The organism is Oxynema mangrovii CENA135, from assembly GCF_016632315.1.
Lineage (GTDB): Bacteria > Cyanobacteriota > Cyanobacteriia > Cyanobacteriales > Laspinemataceae > Oxynema > Oxynema aestuarii.
This window is the reverse complement of sequence record NZ_JAEOXH010000002.1, coordinates 209694-227010: the sequence shown is the minus strand read 5'-3', so window position 1 is coordinate 227010 and position 17317 is coordinate 209694. Positions and strand designations below refer to the sequence as shown.

Annotated in this window: 14 protein-coding genes; 4 read left to right on the top strand and 10 right to left on the bottom strand. The window is 53.4% G+C overall.

What is annotated here, in order from left to right; genetic code table 11:
* Positions 1 to 450: 450 nt before the first annotated feature.
* Entirely contained in the window at positions 451 to 1449 is a 999-nt protein-coding gene (locus JJD41_RS14840) for an L-lactate dehydrogenase (protein WP_200667773.1), read from the bottom strand.
* Between the two features lie 743 nt (positions 1450 to 2192).
* Here JJD41_RS14840 and JJD41_RS14835 point away from each other — a divergent pair.
* The gene (locus JJD41_RS14835) at positions 2193 to 2444 is read left to right on the top strand and encodes a hypothetical protein (RefSeq protein ID WP_234488841.1); all 252 of its coding nucleotides are present in this window, start codon (positions 2193 to 2195) and stop codon (positions 2442 to 2444) included.
* Between the two features lie 157 nt (positions 2445 to 2601).
* On the opposite strand, the gene JJD41_RS14830 is transcribed toward JJD41_RS14835, so the two are convergent.
* From JJD41_RS14830 to JJD41_RS14795, 8 genes are all read right to left on the bottom strand, one after another.
* Positions 2602 to 3261, bottom strand: coding sequence for a SanA/YdcF family protein (locus JJD41_RS14830; protein ID WP_200667760.1), 660 nt, complete (start codon positions 3259 to 3261; stop codon positions 2602 to 2604).
* Positions 3262 to 3296: 35 nt separating this feature from the next.
* Positions 3297 to 4439, bottom strand: coding sequence for a quinone-dependent dihydroorotate dehydrogenase (locus JJD41_RS14825; protein ID WP_200667749.1), 1143 nt, complete (start codon positions 4437 to 4439; stop codon positions 3297 to 3299).
* 97 nt (positions 4440 to 4536) lie between these two features.
* Complete coding sequence (gene secA, locus JJD41_RS14820) at positions 4537 to 7350, bottom strand: preprotein translocase subunit SecA (RefSeq protein ID WP_200667747.1); 2814 nt, start codon at positions 7348 to 7350, stop codon at positions 4537 to 4539.
* 158 nt (positions 7351 to 7508) lie between these two features.
* Positions 7509 to 8048, bottom strand: a complete 540-nt coding sequence (locus tag JJD41_RS14815; RefSeq protein WP_200667745.1) for a diheme cytochrome C — start codon at positions 8046 to 8048, stop codon at positions 7509 to 7511.
* Positions 8049 to 8085: 37 nt separating this feature from the next.
* Complete coding sequence (locus tag JJD41_RS14810; protein WP_200667734.1) at positions 8086 to 8994, bottom strand: AAA family ATPase; 909 nt, start codon at positions 8992 to 8994, stop codon at positions 8086 to 8088.
* Positions 8995 to 9498: 504 nt separating this feature from the next.
* Positions 9499 to 10569: a bifunctional riboflavin kinase/FAD synthetase gene (locus tag JJD41_RS14805; RefSeq protein ID WP_200667732.1), complete on the bottom strand. Its 1071-nt coding sequence runs from the start codon at positions 10567 to 10569 to the stop codon at positions 9499 to 9501.
* Positions 10570 to 10764: 195 nt separating this feature from the next.
* Complete coding sequence (locus JJD41_RS14800) at positions 10765 to 11682, bottom strand: MBL fold metallo-hydrolase (RefSeq protein ID WP_200667730.1); 918 nt, start codon at positions 11680 to 11682, stop codon at positions 10765 to 10767.
* Between the two features lie 58 nt (positions 11683 to 11740).
* Positions 11741 to 12004: a hypothetical protein gene (locus JJD41_RS14795; RefSeq protein ID WP_200667728.1), complete on the bottom strand. Its 264-nt coding sequence runs from the start codon at positions 12002 to 12004 to the stop codon at positions 11741 to 11743.
* Between the two features lie 1283 nt (positions 12005 to 13287).
* Here JJD41_RS14795 and JJD41_RS14790 point away from each other — a divergent pair.
* Entirely contained in the window at positions 13288 to 13542 is a 255-nt protein-coding gene (locus JJD41_RS14790; protein ID WP_200667719.1) for a hypothetical protein, read from the top strand.
* 87 nt (positions 13543 to 13629) lie between these two features.
* On the opposite strand, the gene JJD41_RS14785 is transcribed toward JJD41_RS14790, so the two are convergent.
* Positions 13630 to 14022, bottom strand: a complete 393-nt coding sequence (locus JJD41_RS14785; RefSeq protein WP_168571448.1) for an AbrB family transcriptional regulator — start codon at positions 14020 to 14022, stop codon at positions 13630 to 13632.
* Between the two features lie 1150 nt (positions 14023 to 15172).
* Here JJD41_RS14785 and cbiB point away from each other — a divergent pair.
* Positions 15173 to 16168: an adenosylcobinamide-phosphate synthase CbiB gene (gene cbiB / locus JJD41_RS14780; RefSeq protein WP_234488840.1), complete on the top strand. Its 996-nt coding sequence runs from the start codon at positions 15173 to 15175 to the stop codon at positions 16166 to 16168.
* Between the two features lie 57 nt (positions 16169 to 16225).
* Positions 16226 to 17239, top strand: coding sequence for a hypothetical protein (locus JJD41_RS14775; protein WP_200667717.1), 1014 nt, complete (start codon positions 16226 to 16228; stop codon positions 17237 to 17239).
* Positions 17240 to 17317: the final 78 nt, after the last annotated feature.

Genomic DNA, 17317 nt, shown 5'->3' with positions numbered 1-17317 from the left:
AAAATAAGCGATCGCCGAGAAACAGCGCCATAAAAATGTAGTGATTTATGGTGGCATTTCTGTGTCTGCGAGGATCGATTCCCTAAAAAATTCCCTACAATCGATTGAAAATTAGCCGATTGATTCAGGCGAATGGGATCTTAACGGGACTGGCGATCGGCTTTTATCGAATTGAGCCTAATTTTATTCCTCAAAATAAATATAGCAACTCTGAATTTCGTGACGGATATATAGACGTAAAGAAGTACTCTTGTTGCGGTGGGTCGCGCAAGATTCCCGCCTATTTACACCTATGCATTTTAAAAGAAAAATAGCTTATTGATGTTGTTTAACTCTCTAATATTTTATAAATTAGTCTAATAAAAAAAGACAGATCGCGACAATCTGCCTTCTTTGGTATTTACGAGAAAATCTGGTTGCAAATTAAAGTAAAATTAAAGTCAAATCAACTTATAAATTCAGAGAGGCGATCGTTTCACCCATGACCCGCGCTGAATTTTGCAGCATTGTTTGCTCTTTTTCCGTTAACGATAAATTCACAATTTGTGTAACTCCCTGACGATTGACTACGGCGGGAAGGCTCAAACAAACATCGTTAATACCATGAATCCCATTAATCAGCGTACTCACGGTTAAAACCCGATTTTGATTTCTCAAAAGTGCTTTGACAATTTGGGTTACCCCCAAACCAATCGCGTAAGAGGTAGCGCCTTTGCGTTCGATCACTTCATAGGCGGCATTTTTAACTTGATGGAAGATTTCATTTAATTTATCGGCTTCTTGTTCGAGACAGTCCTCAATCCCCGTCCCGCATAAATTCATCCCGGCAATATTTACCTTACTCCAGACCGGAACTTCAGTGTCACCATGTTCGCCAATAATGTAAGCGTGCAGACTACGCGGATCGAGATGTAATTTATCTGCTAATAAATAGCGGAATCGTGCCGTGTCGAGAACGGTTCCCGATCCGATCACTTGATTGTTAGGTAAGCCGGAAAGTTTCAAGGTCACGTAAGTCATAATATCGACGGGATTTGTGACTAAAAGGACGATCGCACTCGGGCAGTTTTCGACAACTTCTGGAATTAATTTTTTAAAGATTTCGACATTACGATGAACCAAATCTAAACGGGTTTCGCCTTGTTTTTGTTTGGCTCCGGCTGTAATGACAACAACATCGGGGTCTTGACTGTCTGCCAAAGTTCCCGCACGCACGGCGGTCGGTTCGACAAAGGGCAACCCGTGCAGTAAGTCCATTACTTCCCCTTGCAATTTTTCCTGGTTGATATCCACCAGCAACATATCATCGAGGGTATTTTGAATCAGCATGGAGTAAGCACAAGCCATTCCCACTTGTCCCGCACCGATAATCACGCCTTTAAGCGGTCGGCGGTGACTTAACAGTGCTCCATCAGCCGTTTGTTGGGGAGTAAATAATTGTTCAAACATGAGAGATTTTGGGTGTTTTTCAGATGTCTATAGTTAGGATAGGATGAATTGGAATAGTTGCCATCCTTCTTAAGGAGAATATAAGAAAAGTTTTGAGTTAAATTTGTCATAATCGATCCTCTGCCAGGATCCTATTTGTCTGTCAAGGGAAAAAGAATCGAAAAATTGAGGATGGAGGGTCGAATTTTTGTTCTGGGTGGATTTTTTTAGGGTTAGAAATTTATATCAAGAGGTGAGTGGGGTAGGGACGAAGGGTCAGTGTCCCTACGGATTCGATGCTGCTTTGAAAAACGATTCTCCTTCGGAAATGCTATGCGATCGCACTCCTTGACTGATACCGTTTCAATGTGTAATAGCTGATTTCCATGTGTTCGAGCAATTTGGTCTGCGGATCGATTCTGGTTCGATCCTCGGGACTATAGCGATGGAGAATATACGATCGCCGAATGCGATCGCGAAGTTGGTGAAGTAACTCGGCGCAGTCCAGACGTTAGGGATGATGGAGGATTTGGGCGATTTCATGGGAGGCGATCGCCCCGAGGAAATCGACGATCGACGATGTGAGTTTTGGGGACAAGGGGACAATATTGACAGCGTTAAATATTTCTTCGCTGTCAATCCTGGATTGACAGCGATCTTTGTTCGACGATCGATTAAAATTCACGGAAAGGCATTGCAAACTAGAGGGCTTGGAATGCTGATTTCAAGACCCATCAAAACGTGCGCTATTGAGAAAACAATCATTGGCTCAAACCAGCATGAGTTTAATTGATTCTCGACATTCTAGCCTCGCCACTTTAGGTGCTGTCTTAGTCGCCGTCTTTACCCATATTCCGTTACCGCCGCGACTCCCGAACCTCGGTTCGATACGGTCTCTCGTTCAAGATCCAGAAGCGCTCAATTATGTTTATAACGTGGGAGACGATCTCGATCGCCACGTCGATTTAGAACGGGATATATCCGCGATCGAAGCGGGGGAGGGATCGAAACAGTAAAGAGGCGGGCAGGATTTCCGCCCCAGCGAAAAGCTGATTTCATCGTCGTTTTCGCAAAATTAGAGCCTTAACTGATCCCGTTTCACTGTCTAACCGTTGACTCGGCGGTGCAATTGCGATCGCGCCCGGATCGGCGCAAATTTTTGGGACATTTTCCCTAAGACATGCCCTCAAACGGGCCGAGAAAGGTGGGACGGGGGCGACTGATGTGGACTTCCCACAAAGCTTTAATCCCGGCGAGGACTTCTCGGAAGGTATAGTAACGCATCGAATCGTCGCGAAATTTGCCCCAATCGGGAGTTCCCAAGCCAACGGCTTCGATGCCCATCGTGTGGCAGGTGTAGACGGCGCGGGGCAGGTGAAAACGCTGGGTCACGAGGACGGCGTGGGTAATGCCGAAAATTTCGCGGGCGCGGTAGCAGCTTTCGTAAGTACTGAATCCGGCATAGTCGAGGGTAATGGCTTCGCGGGGAATACCTTGCCCTTCGGCATAGCGCTGCATGGCGGCGACTTCGTTGTAATAGGGAGTGCTGTTGTCCCCGGTCATCAAAATTTTGCTGACTCGTCCATTTTTATACAAATCCACCGCAGCTTGCACGCGATCGGCGAGCATCGGGGTGGGGGAACCATCTTCCCAGACTCCGGCGCCGAAGACGATCGCCACGGGTTGATTGGGAACGAGATCGAGGTCGTAATAGCGATCGCCTCGGGTGGCGAGGCGGATGTAGGCGCTAAACATCAATGGCATTAAGGTGAAGGCGATCGCGCTGGCAATCGCCAACCCAATTCGCCAGTCCAACCATCCAGTCCACAACATTTTAGTTTTTAGAGTTGAGATTTTAGATTTTTTGCTTAGGCTTGATTGGCGATACCGACCGCTTGGGACAGATGGCTGAGTCCTTCGGCGTCGAGTTTTTCGAGCAATCCTTCGAGGATGCGGCGCACCATTGCCGGTCCTTCGTAAATCAAACCCGTGTAAACTTCGAGCAAACTCGCCCCCGCCGTAATTTTTTCCCAAGCGTCCTCGGCACTAAAGATGCCGCCAATACCGACAATCGGAAAATTCCCCTCGGTTTGCTGCCAGATAAACCGAATAATTTCCGTCGATCGCGCGCGCAAGGGGGCGCCACTCAAGCCGCCCGCTTCTTCACGGACCGGATTTCCCGTTAAATTCAGCATTTCGGTCACCAGTCCGTCCCGGCGGATCGTCGTGTTCGTGGCGATCGCCCCGGCCAGATCGTAGCGTCGGGCGACGGCGATCGCCTCGGCAATGGCCTCCCACTCCAAATCTGGGGCAATTTTAACTAAAATCGGTTTTTGGCCTCGATTTTCCTGTTGTAAAGCGTCGAAAATCCCCGCCAATTGGCTCCCTTCTTGCAGCGATCGCAGTCCCGGCGTATTCGGCGACGACACGTTGACCACGAAATAATCGCCTAAATCTTTTAACAGGCGAAAACTGGCGAGATAATCTTGGGGCGCCTCATCCAGGGGCGTAATTTTCGACTTGCCCAAATTAATCCCAATCGGAATCGGGAAGGGGCGATCGCCCGGTTCGCGCGCCCCTTGCAACCGTCGGGACAGCGCCTCGGCCCCGCCATTATTAAACCCCATCCGATTGAGGGCGGCGCGATCGTCCGGCAGGCGAAACATACGCGGGCGCGGGTTTCCCGGTTGCGCGTGCAACGTCACCGTTCCCAACTCCGCAAAACCGAACCCCAGACGCGACCACACCCGCGACGCCACCCCATTTTTATCGAATCCCGCCGCCAATCCCAGAGGATTGGGAAACGACACCCCCCACAAATCTACCGATAAGCGGGAATCTTCGATGCAGTAAGCTCGTGTTAATTGAGAGGCGATCGCCCCCGTGGGAAAACGATCTCCGCCGCGATCGAGCCAGCTCAACACTTGCATCGTTTGATGATGCCACCATTCCGGATCCGGTTGTACCCCGGAAAAAATAATCGGACGCAGGACGCTTTTATAAATATCCACGAAACTCAATCACACAAACGGATCACTTAGCGGTCTCATCAAAAACCCCGACAGCATGGAACAATCCGTCAACTGCCGAGGTTGTTTCAAATCGATCCTAAACGTTTTGGGACGCCGTTTGTGCCGCAGGTTGAACCTGGGGCTGGAATTGGAACAGCGAGTAAACCACATTGCGGCGAATGTCGGTCATCATATCGAGGAACAGTTCGTAACCTTCGCTCTTGTATTCGATCAACGGGTCTTTTTGACCGTAACTGCGTAACCCCACCGACTCGCGCAAAGCGTCCATCTGCTGCAAGTGTTCCCGCCAGAGGGTATCGATCTGCTGGAGGATAAAGAAGCGTTCCGCTTGACGCATCAAACCGGGTTGGATCTGCTCGACTTGAGCTTCTTTGATGTCGTAAGCGATCCGAGCTTGTTCGTGGAGGAATGTTTTAATTTCGTCTACATTCAAATCTTCGAGTTGACTCGCTTGCATGTCCGCGAGCAAGTAGACGAACTCTTTAACCTTACTCACCAGATTTTCGAGGTCCCATTCTTCCGAAGGCAATTCCGGATTGACATAGTAATTGACGATGTCATCCATCGTTTGTTCGGCGTACTTGATCACCTGTTCTTTGAGGTCAAGACCTTCGAGAACCCGGCGGCGTTCGGCGTAGATAGCGCGACGTTGGTTATTCATCACCTCGTCGTACTCGAAGACCTGTTTGCGGATGTCGTAGTAGTAGGTTTCCACCTTTTTCTGAGCGCCTTCGAGCGATCGCGTCAGCATTCCCGACTCGATCGGCATATCTTCTTCCACATGGAAAGCGTTCATCAGTCCGGCGACGCGATCGCCCCCGAAAATCCGCAGCAAGTTATCTTGCAAACTCAAGAAAAACTTCGTCGAACCCGGGTCCCCTTGGCGTCCGGCCCGTCCGCGCAACTGGTTGTCGATCCGACGCGACTCGTGGCGTTCCGTTCCGATCACGTGCAGACCGCCGAGTCCGACCACTTCCTCGTGTTCGCGATGGGTAAATTGTTCGTACTCTTCCAAAATCCGGTTGTACACTTCGCGCAGTTTTTGAATCACCGGATCGCTCGTCGGCGCTTTCTCCGACGCCACCGCCACCTTATCTTCCGCTTCCAATTCCGGCAAACTTTGTTCCCCGTACTGATTCACGGCAAACTTGACCGCTTCTTTGAGCAGTTTTTCCGTTTCCGCACTCAGTTCCGTCGGGAAAATTTGCGGCGACGCCTTCCAGCTTTTCACCTTTTTCCCGGGGGTAAAGCCTTGAGCTTTGTCCTTGCTTCCGGCGCCGGGAACCCCACTGGGAGCCGCAAACGAGTCGTCCTCTTCCGGGCGCACGATTTGGGGCATCAAATATTCGCGCACTTTCAAGCGGGCCATATACTCGGCGTTCCCGCCTAAGATAATGTCCGTTCCGCGTCCCGCCATGTTCGTCGCCAGGGTTACCGCGCCTTTGCGTCCCGCTTGGGCGACGATTTCCGATTCCCGTTCGACGTTCTCCGGTTTGGCGTTGAGCAGGTTGTGGGGAATTTCGAGTTGGTGCAGCAATTGGCTGAGGACTTCCGATTTCTCGACGCTGGTGGTTCCCACCAGTACCGGGCGTCCGAGTTCGTGCATTTCGGCGCATTCGTCGGCGATCGCCTTCCACTTGCCCTGTTCGGTCTTATACACCACATCGGACATATCTTTCCGACGTAAGGGGCGGTTGGTCGGAATCACCGTCACTTGCAAGTTGTAAATCTTCTCGAATTCCGCCTCTTCCGTTTTGGCAGTTCCCGTCATCCCTGCCAATTTGGGATAGAGCAAGAAAAAGTTTTGATAGGTAATCGTGGCCAGAGTTTGGGTTTCCGGTTGAATATCGACGTGTTCTTTGGCTTCGATCGCCTGGTGCAGTCCGTCACTCCACCGCCGTCCGGGCATCACCCGTCCGGTAAACTCGTCAACGATCACCACCTCTCCCTGACGGACGATATAGTTAACGTCTTTAATAAACAGTTCTTTCGCTTTAATCGCGTTAAACACGTAGTGCGCCCACGGATCTGCCGGATCGTAGAGGTCGGTGACTTCGAGCAGTTCTTCGGCGCGGGCAAATCCTTCGTCGGCGAGAATAATATTGCGGGCTTTCTCGTCTACTTCGTAATGTTCGTCTTTGTTGAGCGACGCCGCGATCGTCGTGGCTTTCGTATATTTCTCCGTAGGACGTTCGACTTGACCGGAAATAATCAACGGCGTGCGCGCTTCGTCGATCAACACCGAATCCACTTCGTCGATCACGCAGTAATTAAAGGGTCGTTGCACCACGTCCGCCATCGCCGTCGCCATGTTATCGCGCAGGTAGTCGAATCCGAGTTCGGAGTTGGTGCAGTAGGTGATATCGCAACCGTAGTTTTTCTTCCGCTCGCTCGGCGACATCCCCTGTTGGATCAGCCCCACGCTCAAGCCTAAAAAGCGGTGAACCTGACCCATCCATTCGGCGTCCCGACGGGCGAGGTAGTCGTTGACGGTCACGATATGGACGCCTTTACCGCTCAGGGCGTTTAAATAGGAAGGCAAGGTAGCGACGAGGGTTTTACCTTCCCCCGTCTTCATTTCGGCGATTTGGCCGTCGTGAAGGATAATCCCCCCGAGTAACTGAACGTCGAAGTGACGCATCCCCAGCACGCGCCGTCCTGCTTCCCGGACCACCGCAAAGGCTTCCGGAAGCAGCTCGTCCATGATTTCTCGTTCTTCACCGTAGGATTTGGCTTGCGCCACTCGCTGTTTGAACTCTTGGGTTTTATTTCGGAGTTCCTCGTCGCTGAGAACTTGAATATCTTCTTCCAGGACGTTGATATCGGCGACGAGCGGCTTGTATCTTTTCAGCTTGCGGGCGTTCGGATCGCCTAGCAGATTTTTAAGCATGGCAGGAGAGTGACGGTACTTTAAAAGTATTTTAAGGGAGCTTGGCGGGCGGCCAGCTTGACTGAGGTTGATGGCCCGAGAAAGATTGCATTATCTTCATCCTATCACCCGAGTCTCCGGTGACTGACTTCGGAGGGCGATCGCCCGCAACCCGCCCGTTATTCGGCGTTTTGCCATTCTGGGGTCAGGGTGCCGAAGTTATAGGTTTTGGCGCCGGGATGGCAAGTTGCACAACTATTGAGGGTGACGGGGCTGGCAAACTCGACCCGGGGATGGATCGCGCGGAAGGGTTGGGATTCGGCGAGGCGATAGGGAACGGGTTCGTCGGCGCTCAGGGGGCGGGAGTACAGGTTGAGGTATTTCCAGACGAGCAAGCGGGTCGGATCGACCAGGGGTGTAATTTGCTGCCCGTAGTGGTTGCTATCTTCGAGCAGGGTTTTCCAAGTTTGGGTGGGCAAGACCCCGGGAGGGACGGCGAGGTGGCAGTCGGCGCAGGCTTCGAGATAGAGGTCGCGACCGAGGGCGAGTTGGGATTGGGGCGGTACCGGATCGATCGCCCCGGGTCGTTGGGGCGGTTCGATCGCCCGGGCTAACCCGACCGAGATAATTAGGCTCCAGAAGAGCAGGAGGAGTAGCAGGAGGGCGGGCGATCGCCGCCGAAACTTGAAAATCGGTCTGGAACTCGGTTTGCTGGACATAGCGGCTCGACGAGGAGGACGGACGGACGATCGGAGTTTAGGGTATGGCGATCGATTGCAACAACTGCTCGACAATGGTTTTGGCGCGTCGCCCTCCCGCCGGGACCATGCGATGGGCCAAGACGTGGGGGCTTAAAAATTTGACGTCGTCGGGAATGACGTAATCGCGCCCGTCGAGAAAGGCGAGGGCTTGGCTGGCTTTTTGGAGGGCGACGGCCCCGCGCGGGCTGACCCCGAGGGCGATCGCTTCGGAAACCCGGGTGCTGCGGACGAGGTTGAGGATGTACTGCTGTACGGAGGTTTCGACTTCGACTTGCTGGCAGGCCCGTCGCAATTCGAGGACTTCTTCTAATTCAATACAGGGTTCGAGGTCGGCAACGGTAATGTTTTGTCGCTTTTGGTCGAGCATTTGCAGTTCTTCGGCTTCGCTGGGATAACCGAGGGACAGCGACAGGGTGAAGCGGTCCATCTGGGCTTCGGGAAGGGGAAAGGTACCCTGATATTCGATCGGATTTTGGGTGGCGATCGTAAAAAAGGGTTGGGGAACGTTGCGCGAGACTCCATCGACGGTGACTTGCCGCTCTTCCATGACTTCGAGTAAGGCGGACTGGGTGCGCGGGGTGGCGCGGTTGATTTCGTCGGCGAGTAGCACGTTGGCGAACACCGGGCCGGGGAGAAACTCGAATTCGCCGCTACGGGGGTTCCAGATGTTGGTTCCGGTGATGTCCGTCGGCAGCAGGTCGGGGGTACATTGGATGCGCTGGAAGCGTCCGGCAATCGAGCGGGCGAGGGATTTAGCTAATAAGGTTTTCCCGACGCCGGGAACGTCTTCGAGCAAGACGTGTCCCCCGGAAAATAAGGCGACTAAGACCAGACGAATCGCGTCGGATTTGCCGACGATGGTACGGGCTAAGTTTTGTTTGAGGCGATCGATTCGTTCTCTCATTGCGATCTCAGTTTCGGCGACAGTGACAGACCGATCGCCAGTTCCCGATCGTTCCCGGGCTTTGGGGGTAGGGGCGATCGAGCGCGGAGCTAGCTTCAGTCCCCCCTATTTTGACACTTTCTGCCCTAGAAGTGCGGGGATTCTCGGGCTGAATCTTGCCTCTATCGATCTAGGTCAACTTTGGTCTTACAGTTTCATGTCTGACTCGACTACACTCTCTCAAGCAAGCTTCTTAAGGAGTCACTCCCACCAGCGTAAATTTGGGTAGGCTCTACCCTATTTAATGGCTTGGCGTCTTTACAGTTTGGACTGACTTTTACCCCATTGACTGTTCGGCTTTTGAGACCGCCCAGTAGGACGTTAAACCGTTTTCCTCACCGTTCTCACGGTCGGCAACCTGTTTTTAACTCTAACACCAAGCCGTCCTAGAAGGACGGGGTTTTCAACCCAGTTTTTTTGATAACCAGTTTTTTTGATAATCTGTGCCTTTTAGATCCCGACGTCTCACCTGTCGGCGTTTTCTAAGATTTGGCGGGCGCTGTCACAATCGGCCTGTATTTGCGCTTTGAGGGCGTCGAGGGAACCGAATTTTTGTTCGGGGCGCACGAATCCCATCAGTTCGAGGGTTAGGGTTTTTCCGTACAAGTCTGCGGAGCAGTCGAATAAGTGAACTTCGACGCTCACGTTTAAGTTGCCTTCTACCGTGGGACGACAGCCGATGTTGGTCACCCCGGAAAGGGGCAATGGCACGCCGTTGTCGCACTCCCAGCTCGCACGGACTGCATACACGCCGTATTGCGGTAAGAATTTCTGGGGGGGAACCTGCACGTTGGCGGTGGGAAAGCCCAAGGTGCGACCGAGTTGCCGACCGCGCACGACCGGACCGACGAGGCTGTAAGGCCGACCGAGCAGTCGATTGGCTCGTCCGACGTTGCCGTTTTGCAGGCAGGTGCGGATTGCGGAACTGCTGATCCGTTCGTTTTCGGCAATTTGTAGGGGGACGACAAATACGTCGATGCCGTGACGGGCGGCGATCGCCTCTAAGTCGCGGACGGTGCCGGATCGATGCCGACCGAAGCGAAAATCTTCCCCGACGGCGATCCGCTTGGCTTGCAGGCGTTCGACCAGAATCTCTTCGACGAATTCTTCCGGGGTCATTTGCGCCAATTCGCGATCGAAGGGCAGTAAGACGAGCTGCTCGACCCCCATCGCTTCTAGCTGTTTGACTTTTTCGTTGGGTGGGGTCAACAGGATGCGACGTTGACCGGAAAAGAATTCTTGCGGGTGCGGGTTGAAGGTCACCACGCTCGGGTAGGCCCGATCGCCGCCCTCGCGCGATCCGCCTGCCGACTCGCGATCGCCGGATTCTCCCTCGCTTCCCGGCGATCGGGCAGCAAGCTCTTGACAAGACGGGTTTTGTATGCTTCGTTTTTCCCGGATCGACCCTTGGCGCGCCAAGTCTTTATGTAAAATCGGCTGCACGACTTGACGATGCCCCAAATGCAAGCCGTCAAAGTTTCCCAGGGCAACCAAGGTTGGAGTTAGAGCCGTTGATAAAGAAGATGTTATCCACACGCTTTACATTTTGACACATAACCGTCTCTTCTCAACGGCAGTTCGGAAAAAGTCATCTGGAGATCGAGGGGGATCCGACGGCAAAGCAGCGATCGCTAAATCCCCCGACCCCGCCTCCGTCGGCGCGATCGCCCTGTGATTGCCGGACGGGATGCCCATCGGTGAAGTTCGAGCGTCGTTTGAGGCTGAATCGATTTATGCCGAAACTTTGGCTTCTTTCACCGAGGACGAATCGGACGCTTCATTATGATTGTCTTCCGACGGCGGAATTAACTGAATCGAGAGTCCTTCGCGCGCCATCACGCAGTTAGGGAATTGTTGCGCCGCCTCTTCCCCCACCCGGTCTAAAAAGTCGTCGTTGTGCAATGGATCGTGGTGGAAAATAACCAATTTTTTGACTTTCGCCGCTTTGGCCACTTTTACTGCTTCTTGCCATGTAGAATGACCCCACCCCTCTTTCGAGGTCGTCTTCGAGTAATACTCTTCGTCGGTATAAGTGGCGTCGTAAATCATCACGTCGGCATTGCGAGCCAACCAAGCGACATTTTCATCGAGGCGATCGGGAAAATGTTCGGTATCGGTAATGTAAGCGGCAGCATAGCCTTTCCAGTTGACCCGATAGCCGACGGCTTCGCCGGGATGGTTTAACAAGGCGGTTTCGACGACAATATCTCCGATTTCAACCGTTTTACCGATTTCGAGGTCGTTAAACGATAATTGGGCGCCCATAATTTGCAAGGGAACCGGAAAGTTGGGATGGAGCATTTGATCGTTGAGGCGCTGCTCGATGGTCGAACTGTTGGGAGCGACGGCCCCGTAAACGTGAAAGCGATTTCCCTTGACAAACGCCGGAACGAAAAAGGGAAATCCTTGAATGTGATCCCAATGGGAGTGGGTGAAGAACATGTAGGCTTCTACGGGCATTTGCGAGAGTAGGGATTGTCCTAAGACTCTCAGTCCGGTGCCGCCATCAAAAATCAGGCGAGTCCCACCCACGCGCATTTCAACGCAAGGCGTATTGCCTCCATAGCGGACGGTTTCGGCACCGGGACATGCAATGCTCCCACGCACGCCCCAGAAGTGAACGGTGAATTGGTGTTGGATGCTAGACATGGGTGTATTTCGCTTTCCTTCCTTTGGCAGTCCGTTAATCAGCTTTTGCTTTTCGGCTTTATAAAGATGCAGAAATAGGGGTAACTATATTCAAACTCAGATCGCAGGTCAGTTTCCGCGATCGCGATCGCCGGGTGACACGGGACGGATTCAAGTCGGACTCGTTTGGATCCGAGTCTACTCTACCGATTGAGTCCCTTTCCACCCTCTCGGGGGGAACTTGGGGGAGCAGGTGACCTGCCGAGTCTGTTTTGTAACCGCGCACGCCGTTGACCCGTGCGACCCTTGGGGGGATGGCGATCGATGCCTCGCGCTCCTGCATCTGAGGGTCTCTATCGGGGGGATCGAGCGGGGGCGATCGCCCCTCGGCAGTCCCGTCGAGAAGGCGTGGAGGAAAGGGGATCGGGAGAGGCGATCGGGAGCAAGGGCGGTTGCCGATCTGTTGATTGGTATAGTCTAGAAGATCGCTCTGGGTCAAGTCGGCCATTTAGGTACCAAAACAAATGTTGGCCTCTAAAACAAAGAGGAATTTAAGAGGAAGTCTTTCGGTCGAGGTCAAGTGCCTTGTGGCGTCGGGGGGCTGAAAGTTAGACCGGGTTGAGTTGGGAAAAACCGCCCCGTTCCTTCCCCGTCTCCGAACTCGTTCCGGCGTTCGACCGGACCCGATCGCTCGGAGCGGACTGCCTTCTCGGTTGGTGTTCGGAATGTGGATCGAACCATTGCTACGTTGCACCCGCGAATGGGCGATCGCATTCCCCGGCAACGGTCTGAGGACCCATTCCAGCTACCGATCGCCCGTTCTCAATTCGCACGCGCGCCGAGCCTAACCGCAGTCTTCCCTGTAAATATTCAACGAGAAATGAGTTCGGCAGGGTTGAAATTTCCCTCATTGGCTCGGGAAAATCCGAAGATTCAGTTTCTAGGTTTTGAAATTCAATTGTAACTTTTTACTAGCTTAACCTCTCTCGGGAAAAGATCCAGAAGGACAAGCTCAATTCTGTGTTTCTAAATTTTAAGTATAGTTAAATCTTTGTTGCCCGTAGGCGATCGAGATCGGCTCTAAGCGTGTTTTTACTCACTTCTTAACTCGATCTGTCTGTTCTCCTGGATTGGAATCCCGTTGCGGTTCTGTCGCTGCGCAATTTCCCGGCGAATGTCATCATTCCTCAATCGCCGATCGCCCTTCCCGCGTCATTTTTATTGATTTCTTGAATTATTTCTTTAAAAAAGTATAGCGGTTCTCTTCTTTTTCGACGCCGATTCCCACAGCAATTTTCCCCAGAGATCGATTTGAAACGGCGATCGCTTCCCTGGGGTTTCGATCCTCTTTCCAGCTCGATCTCGACGGGTTGCTGCGGGGGCTTTCGAGGGAAGTTGGCCGATCTCACAACACGGTCAACGCGCAACTGACGCCCCCGAGTTCCTCAATTGTACCCCGGACACTTCCGGCAGTTTGGACTCAGCTCGACCCTCGGCCTCTCGGGAGATCCTTTCCCCAGGCTCGGTCTAATTGTTGAGGCGAATAAGTCGTCAGGGGCGACCGCTCCCCTCCATTCCTGCTCGGGAAAGCGATCGCCCCATTCGGCGACGACTGTAACTCGGATTTTGAAGTTCTCAGGTTCGGCGATCGCCGGGAGCGATCGCCCGTTCTGCCGCTACGATGCCATTGGCGAAAAGGCAATCGAGCGATCTTCCCGAGCGGCACGCGATCGATCCTGGAAAAGCGATCCCATTCTCCCTTTCCATCCAACTCCGATTGCGTTTTCTGAAGTTGAATCTCCCCTGGCGGATGCGATCGCCCTTTTCCATCCAACTGTCCTCTCGAAAGCGACAAGATTTTCCGTGGAACGACCGATCTAAAAACAGTTATAGCGTTAAGATCCCGTCAATTGTTGGAGAATCTTTACCGAACTTGGCGATGGTTCGAACCCCTCGTCCAGATTCGGATTACGCGACTTCTTCCGCCTCAGCTCCGATTTGTCGCAGGTGAATGTGTTTGCGTCCCAGAGAAATTTCAAACTCATCTCCCGGTTGCAGATTCATCTGCTTCGTGTAAGCTGCACCAATCAGTAAGTTACCGTTGGACTGCACGGTAATCCGATAGCTGGCACTGCGTCCGCCCCGTCCGTTACCATTCGGTTTGCCGTCGAGGGGTACGCCTTCAGCATCGATTAAGGCATTGAGGAACTTCATCATATTGACTCGTTCCACGCCATTTTTGGTGACGGTGTAGTAACCGCAAGCTCTCGCTTTTTCTTCTTTACTGAGGTTTTCTAGCTCTTTGACTTTCTTGAGTAGCTCTTCGCCAGTTAGAGGTTCCATTTTTTTCTTTTTACTCATGAACTTAGAACTGCCGCCAGGAACGATAGATAGATCCGGTTCTCTGCGCTCTGAGTCTTGCTAGAAACCATAAATATTTGGGTTCGACTCAGATAACAAGTCCATCTTACACTAAGAAAGCAAATAATTCGATCTCATTCCTAAAATTCAGACGCACAAGATCGAGACCGATCGCTTATCAAAGGAGATCGGCGATCGCTCACTGCTTTCCCCCAGAAAATGCACCCACCTCTCCACAGCTTCGATTCCTTTCGCGATCGCTTCACGACTTGCGTGGAACGAGATTTTTAAGAACCCATCTTGACCTTCAATCCCCTTAGAGCAACACAGAGGCCCTCCATCGGGACGCGGCGCTTCGCTGTCAGTAATTCCTCTGATGCGGGTTGACAAATTTTATAACCACTCCTCGTGCTTTGTGGCTCCAATGCAATGAAAATCCCTCCAACGAGAGCGCGATCGACCGAATTTTAGAAGGGGATGGGCGGCAGCTTCCCGACAACAGCCTCAAGAGGAGATCGCCGCTCGATTTCTGTCAGTGTTGATAAACGAACCAAAGTAGAGAAACAATCGCGCCCCTTCTCCCCCTGTCCCCCCCAATCGTCGAGGGTCGTTGCTTCGTACATTCAGCCGGGAGACCCGTGCAAATCTCGGGTGAATTTAGGGTCGTAAAAGTACGATTCGCTCGAACATTCACACCGGGATTCGGAGTGACTACAGTCAGTAAGATGAGGCGCCCTCAAGATAGACCTGCCCCCTATTTAGAAAAGCGATCGCTCCCCAGACGTCGGACAAGTTTCGTGGCTTTCGTTCCCGGCACCCGAAGCAATTCTCGAGGGGTGAAACCTCCTCCTAAAATATCTCTCGCTACGATCCGCCAAGCCCTCGCCACAGCCCTCGATCCCCGACCGACCGACACCGGGAAAGACCGACAGGCAGGAGAGTCGATCGCGCTTCCCAGGTGCTATCGATCGGATCGAAAACTAACATCGTCACTGCACCGTATTGTTCTCGAAACCCTCTAATTTCGACCCCCTCGGTCGGCGTCTCGACAGACAAAAACGACCTTGACGATCGCGATCTCGGCGGCGAAATTTCCCCCAAAAGATGCGATAAGATCGGGAATTTAGCTCGCGAATGGGGAACGAAACTCTTGACAGACTATTGGTTTTTGCCGAGTGGGGCGCTGATTTTGCCGATCGCGGCGCTGTTAGATTATACGATCGGCGATCCCTGGGGATGGCCCCATCCGGTACAGGCGATCGGTGCCTGGATTACCGCCGGAACCGAGACCGCCTTAAAACAGTGCCAAACCCCACGATCGCAGAAAATTGCAGGGATCTTCCTCGCCGTTTCGACGATCGCGATCGCCAGTGGCTGCAGTTGGGCGATCGTGCGCCTCGCTTCCCAACTTCACCCCGGTTTGGGAATCGCCTGCGCCAGTCTCTTACTCGCCAGTTGTTTTGCCGGACGGAGCTTGCGCCGCGCTGCCGAAGACGTATTGCAACCCCTCCTCGCCGGGGATCTCGACCGGGCGCGCGATCGTCTGCGCCTCTACGTCGGTCGCGATACGGACAACCTCTCCCCCCCGGAAATCTGGCGCGCCGTCCTCGAAACCCTCAGCGAAAATGCCGTCGATGGCGTCACCGCTCCCTTATTTTATGCCGCCGTGGGGGCGACCCTTCCCGGTGTCGGTCCGGTACCGATCGCCTTCGCCTACAAAGCCGCCAGCACCCTCGATTCGATGGTCGGCTATCGGGACGCTCCTTATACTCACCTCGGCTGGTTTAGTGCCAATCTCGAAGATCGCCTCACGTGGCTCCCCTGTCGTTTGACCGTACTGACCTTGGGGGCGATCGCGGGTCAACTGCGGCACGTGTGGCAGACCTGCCAGCGCGACGCCACCCAAGACCCCAGCCCCAATGCAGGTTGGAGCGAGTGCGCCTATGCCGCTATCCTCGGCGTTCGACTCGGCGGTGTCAATACCTATCGCGGCGTCGCCAAACCGAAACCCCTGCTCGGCGAGCCAAAACGCCCCATTTCCGAAGAAGTCGTTCGCGAAGCCACTCAGCTAACCCGCAGTTGTTTTTTAATCTGGTTGGCGATCGCCGTCGGCTTGGCGATCGCCCTCGCCGCGCCCTTGTCCTAGTTACGACGAACTCACAAGAGTCCCTCGTAACTAATTTGATTAATTTAACATACAAACATGACCGTCAATCTCTTTAACGAAAACCTCTACTTGAGCAACTATCCCGACGTGCGAGCCGCCGTCGAAGCCGGAGTCTTCTCATCCGGTCGCCAACACTTCGATCGCTTCGGCTTGAACGAAGGACGAGTCGAAATTTCGCGCTTTTACGACGAAACTTATTATCTCGCCAACCAAGCCGACGTAGCCGCCGCCGTCGATCGCGGCGCCTTCGTCTCCGGACTGGCGCACTATCTCCAATTCGGACAAGCTGAAGGTCGTCCGGCGAGTCCCTTATTTGACGAAACTTGGTATCGCCGACGCTATCGGGATATCGCTCAAGCGGTGAGTGCGGGCGCCTTTGCGTCGGGATTGGAGCATTACATTTTATTGGGCGAAGCCGAAGGGCGCTCGGGAACCCCCTTTAATGAATTTGCCTATAAAGACGACTATCCCGACGTTGCCGAAGCGATCGCCGCCGGAACCGTCGCCTCCGGATTGGCACACTATCTCGATTTCGGACGAACGGAAGGACGCGAAGCCCTCTTTAGCGGCACTTCCGGCAACGATACCGTCACCGCCTTCGGTCAGATCCCTACCCTCGTCGGGGTCGATGTCTTGCCGGGAGAATGCGTCGTCGGCGGGACCCCCGTCGGTGGGGAATGCTTGCAATTCGTCAGTGAAGGGGTGGACGAACGAGACGTTCTCGTTGGCGGCGAAGGGGTCGATCGCTTCGTCCTCGGGTCGTTACTCGTCACGCGAGTGGGGGTGGTGGAGCGCAATTTTTACGTGGGGAACGGCGATCGCGACCGCGCCGAAATTCTCAATTTCGAGGTCGGACGCGATCGCCTCGTACTTCCGAGTCGCGAAAGCGACTATCTATTTGAAGCCGACGGCGATCGGATCGCGATTTCCTACAAGGGGAATTCTTTTCAGGCGATCGAGCCGCCGGATCTGATGGCGGCGATCGAGGGAGTCCCTTCCGTAGAAGCGCTCAAAACCCGCATCGACTTTCAAGGATCGGGAGACCTCTAAAACTCCCCCTCCTCAGTGCGATCGCACTAAGCTAAGAAAATATCCGCATTATCCGACCCTTTGAACTCCACCCTGTTT